Here is a 16,553-nt window from a genome sequence, read left to right as displayed (position 1 = left end):
GGGAATCCTGTGAATCTTTGTTACCGTTAACGAGATAATCCCTTGGTCGGGGGTCTCAGCCCCTGAAACTTCGTGTCACAATTTGCCATCTCCCTTGAGAGCACCCCATGGACACTTTGCAAAACATGCGCGCCTTCAGTTGTGTAGCCGAAGCCGGCAGCTTCACCGCCGCCGCCGTGCAACTCGACACCACCACCGCCAACGTCTCGCGCGCGGTCTCCAACCTTGAGGCCCACCTGCAAACCCGCTTGCTCAACCGCACGACCCGCCGCATCGCCCTCACCGAAGCCGGCAAGCGCTACCTGCTGCGCTGCGAGCAGATCCTCGCCTACGTCGAAGAGGCCGAAGCCGAAGCCAGCGAAGCCCACGCCCGCCCGGCCGGACAGTTGAAAGTGCACACCATGACCGGCATCGGCCAGCACTTCGTGATCGACGCCATCGCCCGCTACCGCAAGACCCACCCGGACGTGACCTTCGACCTGACCATGGCCAACCGCGTGCCGGACCTGCTCGACGAAGGCTACGACGTGTCCATCGTCCTCGCTCGCGAGTTGCCGGACTCGGGCTTCGTCTCGCAACGCCTGGGCATCACCTACAGCATCGTCTGCGCCTCCCCGGCCTACGTAAAAGCCAACGGCTGCGCACAAAAACCCAGCGACCTGCTGAACCACGCCTGCCTGCGCCTGGTGAGCCCGGTGATCCCCCTGGAAAAATGGGCCTTCGACGGCCCTGACGGCCAGGAAATGGTCACCATCAACAGCTCACCTTTCCTGGTGAACTCCGCCGACGCGATGAAAAGCGCGATCACCAGTGGCATGGGTGTCGGTGTTTTGCCGGTGTACGCCGCGATTGAAGGCTTGCGCAATGGCTCGCTGGTGCGGGTCATGCCCAACTACCGCTCGCAGGAACTGAACCTGTACGCGATCTACCCGTCGCGGCAGTACCTGGATGCGAAGATCAAGACCTGGGTTGAATACCTGCGTGGATCGTTGCCGGAGATATTGGCGGGGCATCAGGCGGAGTTGGCGGCTTATGAGATGAGTGGGAGTCTGGCGGGGGTGCGGGTGGCGAATTGAGTTGGCCGGTCTGAAAAATGGGGGAATACGGAGGGCGCCAACCCCTCACCCTAGCCCTCTCCCAAGGGAGAGGGGACCGACCGAGTTGTTTGGGAGAAGTACGCCGATATGACACACCGAGGTGAATTCGGGTTTTAAAAAAGCACACATTCCGTCTCTGCTTTGGCTTCCCACCACTCAACACGATGAGCGTTAGCTCGAGTACCGCTTTTGACGTGCCGGCCCCATCGGAACGAAGGAACACCGAGCCACAGCGAGGTGCCGAACGCCGGGGCCAAGCCTTTTGCTTACTTTTTGCTGGGCCGGCATTCCGGCGTTTGAAAAAGTGAGCCGCTGTAAGAGCGGAACCGCCAGCCGCAACACCCGAAAAAACGGATATACACCCAAACCCCAAAAGCCTGATCGGCCCAGAGGCCGCCAAGACAACCCCAAACAGAAAATGTTAGCTTGCTTGGCAATAAAGCCCCGAAGCCGAGCCCATAGCGATGAAAAAAACAGTTTTGGCCTTCAGCCGCATCACCCCCCCCATGATCGAACGCCTGCAACAGGACTTCGACGTCATCGTCCCCAACCCGAAAAACGGCGACATCAACGCCCAGTTCAACGAAGCCCTGCCCCACGCCCACGGCCTGATCGGCGTCGGTCGCAAACTCGGCAAAGCCCAACTGGAAAACGCCGCAAAACTCGAAGTCGTCTCCAGCGTCTCCGTCGGCTACGACAACTACGACCTCGCCTACTTCAACGAACGCGGGATCATGCTCACCAACACCCCGGACGTCCTCACCGAAAGCACCGCAGACCTGGCCTTCTCCCTCATCATGAGCAGCGCCCGCCGCGTTGCCGAACTGGACGCCTGGACCAAGGCCGGCCAATGGCAGGCCAGCGTCGGCGCACCACTGTTCGGTTGCGACGTACACGGCAAGACCCTGGGCATTGTCGGCATGGGCAACATCGGCGCCGCCGTCGCCCGTCGCGGACGCTTCGGCTTCAACATGCCGATTATCTACAGCGGCAACAGCCGCAAGACCGAACTGGAACAGGAACTCGGCGCGCAGTTCCGCAGCCTTGACCAACTGCTGGCCGAAGCCGACTTCGTCTGCCTTGTGGTACCGCTGAGCGAAAAGACTCGCCACCTGATCAGCCATCGCGAACTGGCGCTGATGAAACCCGACGCGATTCTGGTGAACATCTCCCGTGGCCCGGTAGTCGACGAGCCGGCACTGATCGAAGCACTGCAGAACAACCGCATTCGCGGCGCCGGCCTCGACGTCTACGAGAAAGAACCGCTGGCCGAATCGCCGCTGTTCCAGCTGAAAAATGCCGTGACCTTGCCGCACATCGGCTCGGCCACCAATGAAACCCGCGAAGCCATGGCCAACCGCGCACTGACCAACCTGCGCAGCGCCCTGCTCGGCGAGCGACCGCAGGATCTGGTCAATCCGCAGGTCTGGAAAGGCTGACAAAAAAAGGGGCAGACGTCGCCAAACGTCTGCCCCTTTTACTGCCAGAACACTCAGGCCAGTTTGCCGTGACTCGGCATTACCGGCGCCTTGGGTTTGCGGAACACCAGCACATTGCCCAGCATCACCAGCACCAGTCCGGCCAGTGCCGGCGCCGTCCATTGGTAGCCTTCGGCAAACGCCGAAACATTCAAAGCCACCACCGGGAACAGTACCGTGCAATAGGCTGCGCGTTCAGGCCCCATGCGACCGACCAACGTCAAGTACGCGGTGAAGCCGATCACCGACCCCGGAATCACCAGATACAACAATGCGCCGATGTAGCGCGACGTCCATTCCATCTCGAACGGAATGCCGTTGACCAGGCACCACACCGACAGCATCGCCGCGCCGTAGGCCATGCCCCAGGCATTGGTCGTCAGCGGCTTGAGACCGGCCTTCTGTTGCAGGCTCGAGAGCATGTTGCCCGCCGAGAAACACAAGGTGCCGCAGAGTGCCAGGCCAAGGCCGAGCAGGGTTTGCGGACTGGCGTGATGCCCGGCCAGCTCCGGCCAGAACAACAGCCCCAGACCAAACAACCCCAGCGCCCCGCCCATCAGCACATTGCGCGCGATCCGCTGACCGAAGAACACCCGTGCATTCAGCGCGTTCCACAACGTTGCCGTGGAAAACACCACCGCCACCAGACCGCTGGGAATCCATTGGCTGGCGGTCAGGAAACACATGAAATTGACACAGAACAGGCACAAACCCTGCGCAACGCAGATCAGATGCCCGCGCCGGTTCATCGGTTGCAGGCGACGGCTGAGCAGCAACAGCGCAAACAACACCAGCGCGGCGAGACCGAAGCGATAGACGATCGACACCGGAATCGCCACCACGCCCAGTTGCCATTTAAGGGCGATCCAAGTGGTGCCCCAGATCAGCACGGTCAACAAATACAACGACAGGTTCATGGCAGACACTCCTTGATTGGGTTTCAGTGTCCGCCCGCGCCCTCGCCCCTCGCTTGCATAAACTTGCGCTTTTGTCGGCGCGCAGGCTGGCAGCGCGAAAGCTACGGAGTAGGATGCAAGGCGTTGAAGAGAACCGACCATGGCCGCCATCGATACCCTGCAAGTCTTTCAAGCCTTGAACAGCTCGCCCAACGCATGCCTTGTGCGCAGCGCCGAGCTGGGGGACGGCCTGTCCGCAGCCTTGTGGACCAACCACCACGACGCCCGCGACTATGACGCGCCGAGCCATCACACGCTCTCCTGCTACATCGCTGGCGGCACCGGCACGTTCCGCCGTGGCGCCCCCGGAAACAAAGGCAGTCCGGACAAGTTGTGCATCCTGCCAGCCGACCACGAGTCGGGGTGGGTGATCAATGGCGACATTCGCCTGGCCCACCTGTATTTCAGCGCCGAACAATTTGCCTTGGGTTGCGTCACGCTGCTGGATCGCGAGCCCCGGGAAATGCAGCTGCGCGAGCAGACTTTTCTGGAAGATCCACAACAGGCCCGACGGTTTCGCCAGTTACTGACCTTGAACTGGGACGAGCCCGGCGAGCGTTTGCTGACCAGCAGCCTGGCCCACGAACTGATCAGCCATACCTTGCTGAGTCAGGTCGGCGTACGCCAAGGCTTGCGCCTCAAGGGTGGACTGGCGCCGCATCAGCGTCGGCAACTGGTGGAATTCATCGACAGCCAACTGGCCGAGCCGATCAGCCTCGGGCAACTGGCGGGATTGTGTGCGTTGTCGGAATACCACTTTGCGCGGATGTTCCGGGTGAGCTTCGGTCTACCGCCGCATCAGTATGTGCTGGCACGGCGCTTGAGCCGCGCGCGGGAGTTGTTGCGCGGGACGACGTTGCCGTTGGGGGAGATTGCCCTGGCGTGCGGATTTGCCAGTGCCAGTCACTTCACCAACCGCTTTCGCCAGGTGCTGGGTGGAACGCCCGGCGAGTATCGCCAGGCGTTTTTGCGCTGATCAGAACTCCAGCGTGCTCGACAACGAAATCTGCCGCGAGTCACCCATCGACACGAAGAACCGGCTCGCCGCCGAAGTGTAGTAAGTGCGGTCGAACAGGTTCTTCACGTTGAGCTGGAACTTGACCTTCTGCCCTTCAACCTTGGTGTCGTAAGTGGCGAACGCATCGGCCACGGTGTAGCTCGGCAGCTCGAAATCATTCACCGCGTTACCCGCTCGTTCACCGACATACCGGGCGCCGGCGCCGACCCGAAGCTGATCGCCGCCGATCACGCTGCCGAAGTCGTAGACCGCCGACAGCGAGCCGGTATTCTTCGCCACGTTTTGCAGCTTGTTGCCTTTGTAGTCCGGATCTTCCGTGACCTCGGCGTCGGTATAGGCGTAACTGCCGATCATGCTCCAGCGGTCGCTGAGCTGGCCGGTCAGATCGACTTCCAGGCCACGGGAACGCACTTCACCGGCAGCGCTGTAAATCGTGGTCGGGCCTTCGGCGTTGGCCACCAGCACGTTGCGTTTCTTGATGTCGAACAGCGCGATGTTGCCGGTGACACGCCCCGGAATGTCGAGGCGTGCGCCCAGCTCCCAGGACTTGGCTTCTTCCGGCGCAATGCTGCCGTCGAGCACGGTACTGCTGCCGCTCAGCGGAGCGATGGTCGAGTTGGGTTTGAACGATTCTGTGTAACTGCCGTAGAACGACAACGCGTCGGTGTAGCGATACACCAGGCCTGCACGCGGCACCCACTTCTGGCCGTTGCTGTCGGTGTTGGCCTTGAACGGCACGCCTTTGCCGGCGTACTGGTCGTACTCCTGGAAGCGCCCGCCGGCCACCAGAATCCACTGGTCGTTGAGGTGGATCGAGTCCTGCAGGAACACCGAATCGCTGCGCAGTTCGTCGGTCTGCGCACTGTCCGCCGGGCTGACGGTGGTGCCTTCGACTTCGCGGCCGTAGACCGGGTTGACGTAGCTGAAGGTGCTCAGGCTTTTCTGGCGGATCAGGTCGGCGCGGTAGATCTTGCGATACTCGTCGTCGACACCGAACACCAGATCATGCTGCATGCCCAGAACGTTGACCTTGCCTTCGAGGCTGGCGGTGGTGAAACGGTCGGTGCTGATCGCGCCCTGGGTGCCGTCCATGCTGCGGGTCAGGGTGCCTTTTTTGGTGTCGATCGCCGTTACGCGGACTTGGCTGGCGTCGTAGGTTTCGCGGTTCCAGCTGTAGCCGAAATGGGCTTTCCAGTCGTCGTTGAGTTCGTGGTCGACCTCGAAGTGATAGAGGTCAGAACGCCCTTCCATGTCGTTGAATTTCTCGTCGAGACGTTCGTTGCGCGAGATATCCAGCGGATGGTTGGTGCGTGGATCGATCAGGGTTCCACGATCGAATGGGGTCAGGAATTCGCGGTGCTCGTAAGCGAACAGCAGCTTGGTGCGCTCGCCATACCAGGCCAGCGACGGCGCGACCAGAGTTTCACGATGCGTGCCGAAGTTGCGCCAATAATCTTCGTCTTCATGGTCCAGCACCATGCGATACGCGAGGCCGGAATCCCCCAGCGCACCGGTGCTGTCGAACGAGCCGCCGCTGCCATTCTTGCCGTCGCCGTAGGTCGAGCCGCGCAGGGTCAGGGCGTTGTACTGGGCCAGCTCAGGCTTCTTGCTGACCATGTTGACCACGCCGCCCGGGTCCTGAATCCCGTACAACAGCGAGGCCGGGCCTTTGAGCACTTCGACACGATCCACGGTCGCGTTCATGCCACGGCCCTGCACCACCGGCATGCCGTCGCGCATGATCGAGCCGTTGCGGTTATCGCCGAAGCCACGGGTCATCACCGAGTCCTGGGTGCTGCCCAAGGTGTTGCCTTGGGTGATGCCGCTGACGTTGGCCAGTGCGTCATCGAGGTTGCGCGGAGCCTGATCGCGAATGACCTGGGCCGGAATCACGTTGACGGTCTGCGGGGTTTCCTGAAGCGAAGCGGAAGAGCGCATCACCGAACTGGTTTCCGGTGGCTGGTAGCTCATCGGCTGGTTGACCACCGAGGTGATGGTGGTCGCGCCCAGATTCAACGCACCTGCGGTCGGTTGCGGTTCGAGCGCCAGGGTATGGCTGTCGGTGCGGCGGAAGGTCAGGCCGGAGCCTGTGAGCAGACGTTGCAGCGCCTGTTCGGCACTCATCTGGCCGTTGATCGCTGGAGCGGTCAGGCCATACGGCGCCTCATCGGTGTAAACCACGCTCTGGCCGGTGACGCGGCTGAAATCGCTCAGGGCCTGAGGCAAGGGCTTGGCGGCCAGGGAAAAACTGAACTGCTTTCGTGGCTGACTGCTGACGGATTCAGCGGCCAGCGCCACGCTCACCGGCAACAGGGCCAATGCCGAAAAACTCAAGGCCGAAACGCCTAACCACTGTTTGACCGAACCCGATTTTGCCCTGGACTTCATTGCTCATGACCTGTGTAGAACCGCAGCGGATGCGAATGACTCGCACTTTCTGTCACTACACGAATGGCGTCCGGGTTTACCTCACCACAAAGTTGAAAATATTTTCAGCGCAGGATGATCAGCTTGCCCAAGACCTGATGCTGCTCGAATCCCAACACCCCTTGCAGCGAGTTCAACACTGCCTGCGGGTCCTTGCTCGGAAAGCTGCCGCTGACCTTGCGCGCCGCCAGTTCGTCGTTGAGCAACACGATCCGTCCGGGGTAATAACGCCGCAGATCCTGCACCACATCGGCCAGTGTCGACTTGTAGTAAGTCAGCCAGCCCTGGCGCCACGCCAGTTGCGCTTCGCTGTCCACTGCATGCAGTTTTTCCGCAGTGCCTGCGCCGTACGCCACTTGCTGGCCGGCGGTGAGAATCTGCTGTTCGGTACCCCGCGCCGCCGTCACGCCGACGCGCCCTGACAGCACAGTGACTTGTGCGCCATGGGGTTGCAGGCGCACTTCGAACTGAGTGCCGAGCACCCGCGCCTGGCCCTTCTCGGCCTCGACCACAAAGGGATCGCCCGTGTGAGTCACGCTGAAAAATCCGGCGCCGCGGCGCAATTGCACATGCCGCTCGCCATGACTGAAATCCACGGCGATGGCGCTGTCGGCGTCCAGCGTCACCTGCGATTGATCGGCCAGGATCACGGTGCGGATCTCGCCCGGTGCCGACACGTAATCGGCGCCCAGATCATCGACCCAGCGCTGCGGCTGCCAACCTGTGCCGAGGCTGATCATCAACAACAGGCAGGCCGCCATGACCAACGCGCCGGCCCAACGCCGGATCTGTGGACGACGCGGCCGGTCCATCGCATCGAGCAATCCCTGCAACGCCAGCGCGTCTTCGTCGGCCAAGGTGCGCGCCGGCCCTTCGCTCAATTCCCACACCACTTGCGCCTGGGCGTAGGCCTCGGCGTGGGCCGGATCAGCGTGCAGCCATTGACTGAACGTCAGTTGATCACCGGTGCTCGGTCGGTCATGCAGCAGGCTCAGCCAGGCGAACGCGGCCTGTTCCTGAGCGGGCGTCGGGATGACGCGGTCGGTGTGATTCACGGTGCTTTCCATGGCAGGCGTGGCGCGGGTTCGCGCAGGCTGGCCTTGCAGGCCTCGAGGGCGCGCATCATATGTTTTTCCACGGCGCTTTGGGACAGGCCCATGGCTTTGGCGATCTCGGCGTACTTGCGCCCGTGGATGCGATTGAGCAAAAAAATCTGCCGCGTGCGCTCGGGCAGCGCGCGCAACGCCGCTTCGACATGGCGCAAATCGTTGCCTGCTTCAAGTGCGGCTTGCGGTTCGCTGGCGCTGCTGTCCGGCTCCTCCGGTTGCCAGCCTTCGTTGACCCGCACCCGCGCGCCTTCGCTGCGCAAATGATCGATGGCGATATTGCCGGCGCAGCGCAACAGATAAGTGCTGAGTTCTTCGACCTGCACCAGCGGTCGACGCCAGAAACGCAGGAACAGATCCTGCACCAGATCCGCCGCCGTCGCCCGGCAGCCAACGCGCCGGTTCACCAGCGCTTCCATCTGCGAACGCTGGGACAGGAACACCTGAAGAAAATGCGCACGGGCGCCATGGGGTTCGTCGTCGCGATGCTCGGGAGGATGGCCGATCAGCATGTCAGTTCAAGGCCCACGCAGCGACCGGGCTGGCGAGCAGGCTCAGTCCGGCCATGGTCAATGCCAAACGTGGTCGATAGGGCAACAACAGCACCAGAGTCAGCGCGCTGAGCATCAACACCGCGCACCAGTCGACCAGACCAAAACTCCAGCCCTTCATGAAAACCGCCGCCCAGAGCGACAGCCCCAGCAACATCCAGCCTGCGAGCTTCAGACCTTGCCGACGGCGGGCCGAAGGTTTGTGGCCCAGTAGTTCTTCGTGATGCCGGGGCATCGCCAGGCACAGCGCGGTGAAAGCGGAATAACAGAGCAACAGCGCCAATAGCATTCAGTTCGCCCCTTGCTCGAGGGTGATCGGCCGGGCCTTTTCGCGGGCGGGTTTTTTCACGCTGACGGTGTGCCCGGCGCGCTGCATTTTTCGGGCAGCCCAAGCGAGGAAAAGGCCGCTGCCCAGACACGTCAAGTCGAAACCGGCCAAGGCCCAGTCGCCTTCGGGCACTGTCACGCCGAGGTGATACGGGGAGGTCAAACCGTTAAGAACCGGAACCGCAACGAACAGTGCAGCCCCCAGCGACAGCTGTTCGACCCAGGCCTTGCGTCCCGGGCGCAACATCGCATGCACCACGCTCAAGCCCCAGGCGATGAAGAACGCGTTCACTTCCCAGTCGGCACGCCCGGCCAGATTCACCGGCAGCAGACGATTGGCCCAGAAGAACACCGCCACTGCTGCCATCAGTCCGGCCATGCTGGCAATGTTCAGTACTTGCACCAGCCGCAACTCGAACGGCATCACACCGCTTTTGGCGTGTTTGAGCTGACGCTTGCCGAGCCAGATCACCAGCCCGGTGCCGATCATCGCCGTGCCCGCCAGACCACAGATGAAATACAGCCAACGCAACACCGGCCCGGCAAAGTGCCCCATGTGCAAACCGTAGAAACTGCCTGCCACTGCCATCGCCATCGGCTGTTGAGATGGGGTGCCGATGATTTGCCCGCTGACGCCATTGAAAGTCACCGCGCTGCCGGCATCGTTCACCACCCGGTCGGAACCCGCACGGGACATCACCACCGAGGCGTTGGCATCGCCCGGATTGTTCACGCTGATACGCCCGACATGTCCACCCGACCATTGCTCGCTGGCCGACCGCAACAGTGGTGCCAGCGGTGCCAGTGTCGCCGGTTGACCGGCAGGCTCGGGAACGTTGGCGGCGGGAAACACCTCGTCGTAAAACGCCCGGACATTGTTGCCGTACGAAGCCAGAATGCTCGCCGGCATTACCATCGACATGAAGATCACCAGACTGCTGTAGGTGATCATCAGATGAAACGGCAGCACCAGCACGCCCACCGCGTTGTGCCCGTCGAGCCACGAACGCTGGCCCTTGCGGGGGCGGAAGGTGAAGAAGTCCTTGAAGATTTTCTTGTGGGTAATGATCCCGGTGATCAGCGCAACGAACATCACCATGGCGGCAATCGTGGAGAGCCAGCGCCCCCACGGATAAGGCATTTGCAGCTGGAAATGGAAGCGGTAGAAGAACTCGCCGCCCATGCTTTCCCGAGCCTGCACTTCGGCGCCGGTTTGCGCGTCGAGAGTCTTGCTGATGAACTGGCCGCGCTCGCCGGGCCTGGCCGGGGCCGGTTGCCAACGCACACCCAGGCCAGGATCGCGGGCATCAGGCAGGTCGATCAACCAGCGTGAAGCACCGGCCGCGTGCTGTTGCAGGTAGGTTTGCGCCAGGGTCAGGCTGGCCTCGGCATTCAACGGGCGGGCGGGAATTTCCGGTTGCATCCAGTGACTGGTTTCATCCTTGAAATAGGCCAGGGTTCCGGTGAGGAAAATCGCAAACAACAGCCAGCCGAAAATCAGCCCGGTCCAGGTGTGTAGCCAGGCCATCGCCTGCCGGAAGCCCTCTTTCATGCCAGACCCAGACCGCGCGCAGCGCCGGAAACGGTGGCCAGAATCACGCTCGGCACCAGCAAACCGACCCACGCCGACCATGCGCTGCGACAGGCGAAACACCAGAGCACCGCCACCAGATAGACCAGGAACGAGACGGTCATGCCGGTGACCACCGCTTCGGCACGGTTCAGCGGCAACCACAGCGTCAGCGTGACACTGGCCAGCGCCGCGACCAGATAGCCGCCAAACACCGCCGCGAGCACTCGCGACGTGACGGCCAGACGATAGGACATGGGAAGAGCGGCGAGTTTGGCTTTCATGTTTCGACCCTGAAACGGTTAACGCCCGATCAACAGACCGAGACGACAGGCATGCGATATTAATGATAAATATTCTCATACGCAAAAGAGTCTGATTGCCGGGCATCACTGACAGCCCTACAATGCGAACCATTCTTGTTCTCTAACGCATCCCGCATGCGCCCGGAGTAATGCCGTTGTCGTCCGCCCATCCTGTCGAATCGCTGTATCAGGCCCACCACAGCTGGCTCACCGGCTGGCTGCGGCGCAAACTCGGCTGCCCGGACAGTGCCGCCGATCTGGCCCAGGACACCTTTATCCGGGTGCTGACCGCCCGCGAGCCGCCGGTGATCATCGAGCCGCGCGCATTCCTCACCACCCTGGCCAAGCGCGTGCTGTTCAATCATTACCGCCGCCAGGACCTGGAGCGCGCCTACCTCGACACCCTCGCGCAGATGCCGGAAATGGTCGCGCCTTCGGAAGAAGAGAAAGCGATCATCCTGCAAACCCTGATGGAGCTGGATCAGTTGCTCGACGGTCTGCCGCGCGCGGTCAAACGTGCATTTCTGCTGGCGCAGGTCGATGGCCTGACCTATCCGCAGATCGCCGCCGAACTGGGCATTTCCGTGGCGACGGTCAAACGCCATCTGAACAAAGCGGCGATGCGCTGCTACTTCGCCCTGTGAACCCGCCGATGGATTTTTCCGCGCAGGTCGCCGAACAGGCGGTGCACTGGTTGCTGGAAATGCAGCAAGGTCAACTGAGCCCGCGTCAGCAACAAGCCTGGCAGCAATGGATCGACGCCCACAGCGAACACCGCCGTGCGTGGGAGCACATTCAGCGAGTCAATTCGCGGTTGCGCGGGTTGTCGTCGCCACTGGCCCACGCCGCGCTGAATGCGCCGAAGTCAGGCAGCCGTCGTCAGGCGCTAAAGTTGTTGCTGATTCTCGGCGCTGGCTCGGCGGTCACCTGGGGGATGCGCGAGCACAATCCGTTGCCATCGCTGCTGGCCGATTACCGCAGCCCGGTTGGTCAACGCCGCAAGATCTCGCTCGGCGCTGGCGGCCAATTGCAGCTCAACACCGCCAGCGCGGCGGATGTCCGGGGCGATGGCCTGATCCGCCTGCTCGAAGGCGAAATGCTGCTGACCGCCACTCAATCCTTCGAAGTGCAAACCGCCCAAGGCCTGTTGAAAACCCAGGGTGCGCGGATCAACGTGCGGCAGTTTGCCGACCGTACACAGATCGCACTGTTTGAAGGTCGGGTCGAGTTGAATGTGCAAGGTCGCGCGCCGATGCTGCTGCCGGTCGCCCGACAACTGAGTTTCAGCGCCACCTCCATCAGTGACGCCAAACCGCTGGACGCCAACAGCGGTGCCTGGGCTGACGGCATGCTGGTGGCCGCGCACATGCGCCTGGGCGATTTCCTCGATGAACTGGGTCGCTACCGCCGCGGGCAGCTCCATTGCGATGCGAAAGTTGCTGAATTGCTGATCTCAGGGACTTATCCACTGGACGACAGCGAGCGGATTCTCGATCTGCTGGAAATCAGCCTGCCGGTGAGAGTGAAGCGTTTTACTCGCTATTGGGTGACGGTCGAAGCCAGAGCCTGATCGCTCCGCGCCCCTGTAAAAAATAAATGAGCCGTTTTTCAGATCTGGCGTGACAGAGAAGGAAAGCCCCCCCTTGATTCAACCTTCTCAGGACCGTCCTCCATGCACCCCACCCGCCTCACGCCGCTGGCCCGAACCCTGCGCAACCTTGTCCTCGGCGCCAGCCTGAGCTTCAGCGCCCTTCCCCATGCGCTGGCTGCCGACACCAAGGCTTACCACATCGCCCCGTCGTCGCTGGAGAATGCCCTCAACCAGTTCGGCCGCGAAGCCGGTGTGCTGATTTCGTTCGGCTCGCAGGTTACCAGTGGTGTGCAAAGCCGTGGCCTCGAAGGTAGCTACACAACCGAGCAAGGTCTGAATGCACTGCTTGAAGGCACCGGTCTGCAAGCTCGCGCCGAAGGTGGAAATGCCTTCAGCCTGCAACCGTCGAACGACAGCGCCCTGGAGCTGGACACCTCGAAAGTGGTCGGCGACTGGCTCGGTGAAGCCGCACAGGTCAACGTCTTCGAACATCCCGGTGCCCGTGACGTGATCCGCCGCGAAGAGTTCGAACGCCAGGGCGCGACCCAGGCCCGTGATGTGCTCAACCGCATTCCCGGCGTCAACGCCCCGGAAAACAACGGCACCGGCAGCCACGACATGGCGCTGAACTTCGGTATTCGCGGCCTCAACCCGCGCCTGGCCGCACGTTCGACGGTGTTGATGGACGGCATTCCGGTGCCGTTCGCGCCTTACGGTCAGCCGCAGTTGTCGTTCGCGCCGATCAGCATGGGCAACATGGACGCCGTGGACGTGGTGCGCGGTGGCGGCGCCGTGCGTTACGGCCCGCAGAACGTCGGTGGCGTGGTCAACTTCGTGACCCGGGCGATTCCGGACGAGCCGACCGTGAAAGGCGGTTTCCAGACCGAAACCAGTCCTTCTTCCAGCCATGACGGCTTCAAGACCAGCGCCAACCTGCTGGCCGGCGGCACCAATGCCAACGGTCTGGGCGGCGCGTTGCTGTACTCCGGCACTCGCGGTGGTGACTGGCGCGAACACAGCGATACGGAAATCGACGACCTGATCCTCAAGGGCAAATACCAGCTCGACGAGGCCAACAGTTTCAACGCCATGGCCCAGTATTACGAAGGCAAGGCCGACATGCCCGGCGGCCTCAATGTCGCCGATTACGATGCCGACCCGTATCAGTCGACCCGGCCGAAGGACCAGTTCTGGGGCCGTCGCACGATGTTCAATTTCGGCTATCGCTATCAGGAAGATCGCCGCGAGTTCACCGCCAATACCTTCTTCACCAAGACCCTGCGCAGCGGCTATCTGGATCAGGGCACGTTCCTGTCGCTGTCGCCGCGCGAATACTGGGTTCGCGGTCTGGAAACCCGCTTCGCCCAGGGCTTCGATCTCGGCGCCACCAGCCATGAAGTCGGCGTCGGCTATCGCTACATCAACGAAGCCGGTCACGAACTGCGCTACCGCACGCCGATCGCCAGCAACGAATACCCGACCACCAACAGCCGCAACGACCGCGACACGCGCGGCGGCACCGAGGCCAATGCGTTCTTCGTCGATGACCGGATCGACATCGGCAAGTGGACCATTACGCCGGGCGTGCGCTACGAGATGATCGAGTCGCAGCAGACCAACAACCTGACCAACGTCAAATACAAAGGTGACTACAACACCGCGCTGCCGGCGCTGAACGTGCTGTATCACCTGACCGACAGCTGGAACCTGTACGCCAATACCGAAGGCTCCTTCGGCAGCGTGCAATACAGCCAGATGCCCAACCGCGTGAGCAGCGGCGAAGTGAAACCGGAGAAGGCCCGCACCTGGGAAGTCGGCACCCGTTACGACAACGGCGCGCTGCGAGCCGAGATCGGCGCGTTCCTGATCAACTTCGACAACCAGTACGAAAGCAACCAGACCAATGATTCGGTGATCGCACGTGGCGAAACCCGCCATCAGGGCATCGAGACCAGCGTCAATTACGCTCTCGACGACTTGAGCCCGGCGCTGGCCGGCTTCGATGTCTACGCCACTTACGCCTATGTCGACGCAACCATCCGCGAAGACGGGCCGAACAAGGGCAATCGTGTGCCGTTCTCGTCCAAGCACAAAGGCACAATCGGCGTCGGTTACACCGAAGGGCCGTGGAAACTCAACCTGGACAGCAGCTTCCAGAGCGACCAGTTCGCCGACAACGCCAACACCTCGAAAGAAAGCGCCGACGGCAGCACCGGCAAGATCCCGGGCTACATGCTGTTCAGCAGCCGCGCCGGTTATGACTTCGGCCCGCAGCTGTCGGACCTGAACGTGGCGGTGGGGGTGAAGAACATCTTCAACACCCAGTACTTCACCCGTTCGTTCGATGACAACAACAAGGGCAAATATGTCGGTGAGCCGCGCACGGTGTACGTGCAGACCTCCGTCGCTTTCTGACCCCCGCTGAAAACAGAAAGGGCCTGCAATTGCAGGCCCTTTCTCATTGGGTGGCTTGGAAAATCAGCGCATCAACTGTTGATCGCTGCCTGTTCGTTCTCGTCAAACTCCTCCGCCAACAGCTTGTCATTGGCTTTGCTTGTGAATGGCACCACGGCGGCTCGCGGTTTGCCGCGCAGTTTGCCAAACAGGTGCTCCAGCGCGTGCTCCAGTTTTTCGGCTGCACCATCGATCGCCTGTTCCAGCGAATCGGCTTTGTGGGTGACGGAAATCGGTTGATGGCCTTTCGGCCGCGCTTCCAGTTGGCAGCGCAAGTCATGGGGACCCGGCTTTTCACCGTTCTCGTCGCTCAGATGGACTTCGACACGGGTCAGGTCTTCCTCATAACGGTCGAGCGTGCTCTCAATTGTGGTGCGTACCCACTCCTCCAGTCGTTTGCTGCTTTGAATATGGTTGTCGCTGTTGACTTGGATTTGCATAGTTCATCCCTTATTTCAGCTAGCTCGCAAGAGGCCTGGAACAGGATTTCGTGACCTCTTGATTACAACAATCGGCCCGCCGGACGAACATTTCAACCCCTTAAAAAAGATAAATATTCATTCGCAAAAAAAGCCGGACAACCGAGTAAAGCGCTGGTAAGGTCGGGAGTTGGGTCGCCCCGCCCCTCCGAAAAATCTGCTCACAATTGGCCATCACCCAACGGGTGCAGGCTGCGGAAAATCCCCGCCTCTTCCACCAGCCAGTCATGCACCGCACGCACGCCCGGATGGCTCAACGCCCCCGGCGCGTAGAGCAATACATAGCGTTTGTGATTGGGCACCGAAATCCCGAATGGCACGATCAACGTCCCCCGCTCCAGCTCATCGTTGAGCAACGTGCGTCGGGCAATCGCCACGCCCATGCCGGCAATCGCCGCTTCGATGGTCAGGTGGTTGCGATTGAACGTGTGCCCGCGCCGCACATCGGCACCCTCGAAACCGATGGCATTCAGATAAAACTCCCACTCCGCGTATTCATAGCTGCCGCGCCAGGCGGTGATGTCATGCAACAGCGGGAAGTGCACCAGATCCGCCGGCCCGTGCAGCGGCGGCCGCCCGCGCAACAGACCCGGCGCGCACACCGGGAAAATCTGCTCGTCGAGCAAGGCTGTGGATAACAGGCCCGGATAACTACCGTCGTTCAGGTCGATGGCCAGGTCGAAATCCCCCTCATGCAATGGCACGCTGCTGTCCTCCGCCACCAGCCGCAACTGGATGTCCGGGTAACGCTGTTGCAGACGCGGCAGGCGCGGGGTCAGCCATTTGCTGAGGAACGATGGAATCGAGCGCACCCGCAGAATCCCGCTGATCATCCCCGCATCCAGCCGACGCAATTCCGCGTCGATGCTGCCGTAAGCCTCGTTGACCGTGATCGCCAGTCGCTGCCCTTCCGCGCTCAGCTCCACACCGCGCGCGCGGCGATGAAACAGGCGAAAGCCAAGACGTTCTTCCAGCTGTCGGATTTGCTGACTCACAGCCCCCGGGGTGATGTGCAGTTCCTCGGCACAACGGGTGAATGACAGGTGCCGCGCGGCACAGGAAAACACCTGCAGCCAGACGTAAGTCTGGGCGTGCAATTGACGACTCATGGTTTAGTCCTGCTAAAGGCTTACTTAGGAAGTTTCGTTAGTCACGTTGAAGCGAGGTAGGCAGTATCGCCGACATTGCGCTTGT

Annotated in this window: 15 protein-coding genes; 6 read left to right on the top strand and 9 right to left on the bottom strand. The window is 61.6% G+C overall.

The window, feature by feature from the left end:
* Positions 1–107 precede the first annotated feature (107 nt).
* Both L6D82_RS02770 and L6D82_RS02765 read left to right on the top strand, forming a co-directional pair.
* Entirely contained in the window at positions 108–1,076 is a 969-nt protein-coding gene (locus tag L6D82_RS02770) for a LysR family transcriptional regulator (RefSeq protein WP_085608127.1), read from the top strand.
* A 485-nt stretch (positions 1,077–1,561) separates the two neighbouring features.
* On the top strand, positions 1,562–2,536 hold the full coding sequence (locus L6D82_RS02765) for a 2-hydroxyacid dehydrogenase (RefSeq protein ID WP_236188008.1): 975 nt from the start codon (positions 1,562–1,564) through the stop codon (positions 2,534–2,536).
* A 53-nt stretch (positions 2,537–2,589) separates the two neighbouring features.
* Here L6D82_RS02765 and L6D82_RS02760 read toward each other — a convergent pair whose 3' ends face one another.
* Positions 2,590–3,492 (bottom strand): DMT family transporter, encoded by a 903-nt coding sequence (locus L6D82_RS02760; protein ID WP_236188007.1) that lies wholly within the window; start codon positions 3,490–3,492, stop codon positions 2,590–2,592.
* A 139-nt stretch (positions 3,493–3,631) separates the two neighbouring features.
* On the opposite strand from L6D82_RS02760, the gene L6D82_RS02755 reads away from it, so the two are divergent.
* Positions 3,632–4,507: a helix-turn-helix domain-containing protein gene (locus L6D82_RS02755; protein ID WP_236188006.1), complete on the top strand. Its 876-nt coding sequence runs from the start codon at positions 3,632–3,634 to the stop codon at positions 4,505–4,507.
* On the opposite strand, the gene L6D82_RS02750 is transcribed toward L6D82_RS02755, so the two are convergent.
* The 6 genes from L6D82_RS02750 to L6D82_RS02725 form a co-directional block, all read right to left on the bottom strand.
* On the bottom strand, positions 4,508–6,937 hold the full coding sequence (locus tag L6D82_RS02750; protein WP_236188004.1) for a TonB-dependent siderophore receptor: 2,430 nt from the start codon (positions 6,935–6,937) through the stop codon (positions 4,508–4,510). It abuts the gene before it with no gap.
* A 104-nt stretch (positions 6,938–7,041) separates the two neighbouring features.
* Complete coding sequence (locus L6D82_RS02745) at positions 7,042–8,031, bottom strand: FecR family protein (RefSeq protein WP_236188003.1); 990 nt, start codon at positions 8,029–8,031, stop codon at positions 7,042–7,044.
* The gene (locus L6D82_RS02740; protein WP_236188002.1) at positions 8,028–8,594 is read right to left on the bottom strand and encodes an RNA polymerase sigma factor; all 567 of its coding nucleotides are present in this window, start codon (positions 8,592–8,594) and stop codon (positions 8,028–8,030) included. Before L6D82_RS02740 ends, L6D82_RS02745 begins: the two co-directional genes overlap by 4 nt.
* Before the next feature lies 1 nt (position 8,595).
* Positions 8,596–8,922 carry a DUF3325 domain-containing protein gene (locus tag L6D82_RS02735; protein WP_085746973.1) on the bottom strand — a complete coding sequence of 109 codons (327 nt, stop codon included), beginning with the start codon at positions 8,920–8,922 and terminating at the stop codon, positions 8,596–8,598.
* Entirely contained in the window at positions 8,923–10,512 is a 1,590-nt protein-coding gene (locus L6D82_RS02730) for a PepSY-associated TM helix domain-containing protein (protein WP_236188001.1), read from the bottom strand. It abuts the gene before it with no gap.
* A complete protein-coding gene (locus tag L6D82_RS02725) occupies positions 10,509–10,814 on the bottom strand; it encodes a DUF3649 domain-containing protein (RefSeq protein WP_085746971.1) in 306 nt (101 codons plus the stop codon). Before L6D82_RS02725 ends, L6D82_RS02730 begins: the two co-directional genes overlap by 4 nt.
* Positions 10,815–10,990: 176 nt before the next feature.
* Here L6D82_RS02725 and L6D82_RS02720 point away from each other — a divergent pair, with 176 nt between their 5' ends.
* From L6D82_RS02720 to fecA, 3 genes are all read left to right on the top strand, one after another.
* Entirely contained in the window at positions 10,991–11,479 is a 489-nt protein-coding gene (locus L6D82_RS02720) for a sigma-70 family RNA polymerase sigma factor (protein WP_007957265.1), read from the top strand.
* Entirely contained in the window at positions 11,476–12,405 is a 930-nt protein-coding gene (locus tag L6D82_RS02715; protein WP_236188000.1) for a DUF4880 domain-containing protein, read from the top strand. The genes L6D82_RS02720 and L6D82_RS02715 overlap by 4 nt, the downstream gene beginning before the upstream one ends.
* A gap of 102 nt (positions 12,406–12,507) precedes the next feature.
* The gene (fecA, locus tag L6D82_RS02710; protein WP_102717141.1) at positions 12,508–14,841 is read left to right on the top strand and encodes a TonB-dependent Fe(3+) dicitrate receptor FecA; all 2,334 of its coding nucleotides are present in this window, start codon (positions 12,508–12,510) and stop codon (positions 14,839–14,841) included.
* Positions 14,842–14,912: 71 nt separating this feature from the next.
* Here fecA and L6D82_RS02705 read toward each other — a convergent pair whose 3' ends face one another.
* Positions 14,913–15,320: an HPF/RaiA family ribosome-associated protein gene (locus L6D82_RS02705; RefSeq protein WP_007957262.1), complete on the bottom strand. Its 408-nt coding sequence runs from the start codon at positions 15,318–15,320 to the stop codon at positions 14,913–14,915.
* Between the two features lie 200 nt (positions 15,321–15,520).
* Positions 15,521–16,468, bottom strand: a complete 948-nt coding sequence (locus tag L6D82_RS02700) for a LysR substrate-binding domain-containing protein (protein WP_011332523.1) — start codon at positions 16,466–16,468, stop codon at positions 15,521–15,523.
* Positions 16,469–16,553: the final 85 nt, after the last annotated feature.

Origin of the sequence: Pseudomonas paraglycinae (genome assembly GCF_021601625.1) — a bacterium.
GTDB lineage: Bacteria > Pseudomonadota > Gammaproteobacteria > Pseudomonadales > Pseudomonadaceae > Aquipseudomonas > Aquipseudomonas paraglycinae.
Note: the sequence above shows the minus strand (reverse complement) of the source record. Positions and strands in the feature narration are given on the sequence as shown.

Coding starts and splice junctions, on each gene's coding strand:
- L6D82_RS02750 (WP_236188004.1), bottom strand. CDS start 6,937: ATGAAGTCCAGGGCAAAATCGGGTTCGGTCAAACAGTGGTTAGGCGTT.
- L6D82_RS02740 (WP_236188002.1), bottom strand. CDS start 8,594: ATGCTGATCGGCCATCCTCCCGAGCATCGCGACGACGAACCCCATGGC.
- L6D82_RS02765 (WP_236188008.1), top strand. CDS start 1,562: ATGAAAAAAACAGTTTTGGCCTTCAGCCGCATCACCCCCCCCATGATC.
- L6D82_RS02730 (WP_236188001.1), bottom strand. CDS start 10,512: ATGAAAGAGGGCTTCCGGCAGGCGATGGCCTGGCTACACACCTGGACC.
- L6D82_RS02705 (WP_007957262.1), bottom strand. CDS start 15,320: ATGCAAATCCAAGTCAACAGCGACAACCATATTCAAAGCAGCAAACGA.
- L6D82_RS02760 (WP_236188007.1), bottom strand. CDS start 3,492: ATGAACCTGTCGTTGTATTTGTTGACCGTGCTGATCTGGGGCACCACT.
- L6D82_RS02700 (WP_011332523.1), bottom strand. CDS start 16,468: ATGAGTCGTCAATTGCACGCCCAGACTTACGTCTGGCTGCAGGTGTTT.
- L6D82_RS02725 (WP_085746971.1), bottom strand. CDS start 10,814: ATGAAAGCCAAACTCGCCGCTCTTCCCATGTCCTATCGTCTGGCCGTC.
- fecA (WP_102717141.1), top strand. CDS start 12,508: ATGCACCCCACCCGCCTCACGCCGCTGGCCCGAACCCTGCGCAACCTT.
- L6D82_RS02755 (WP_236188006.1), top strand. CDS start 3,632: ATGGCCGCCATCGATACCCTGCAAGTCTTTCAAGCCTTGAACAGCTCG.
- L6D82_RS02770 (WP_085608127.1), top strand. CDS start 108: ATGGACACTTTGCAAAACATGCGCGCCTTCAGTTGTGTAGCCGAAGCC.
- L6D82_RS02735 (WP_085746973.1), bottom strand. CDS start 8,922: ATGCTATTGGCGCTGTTGCTCTGTTATTCCGCTTTCACCGCGCTGTGC.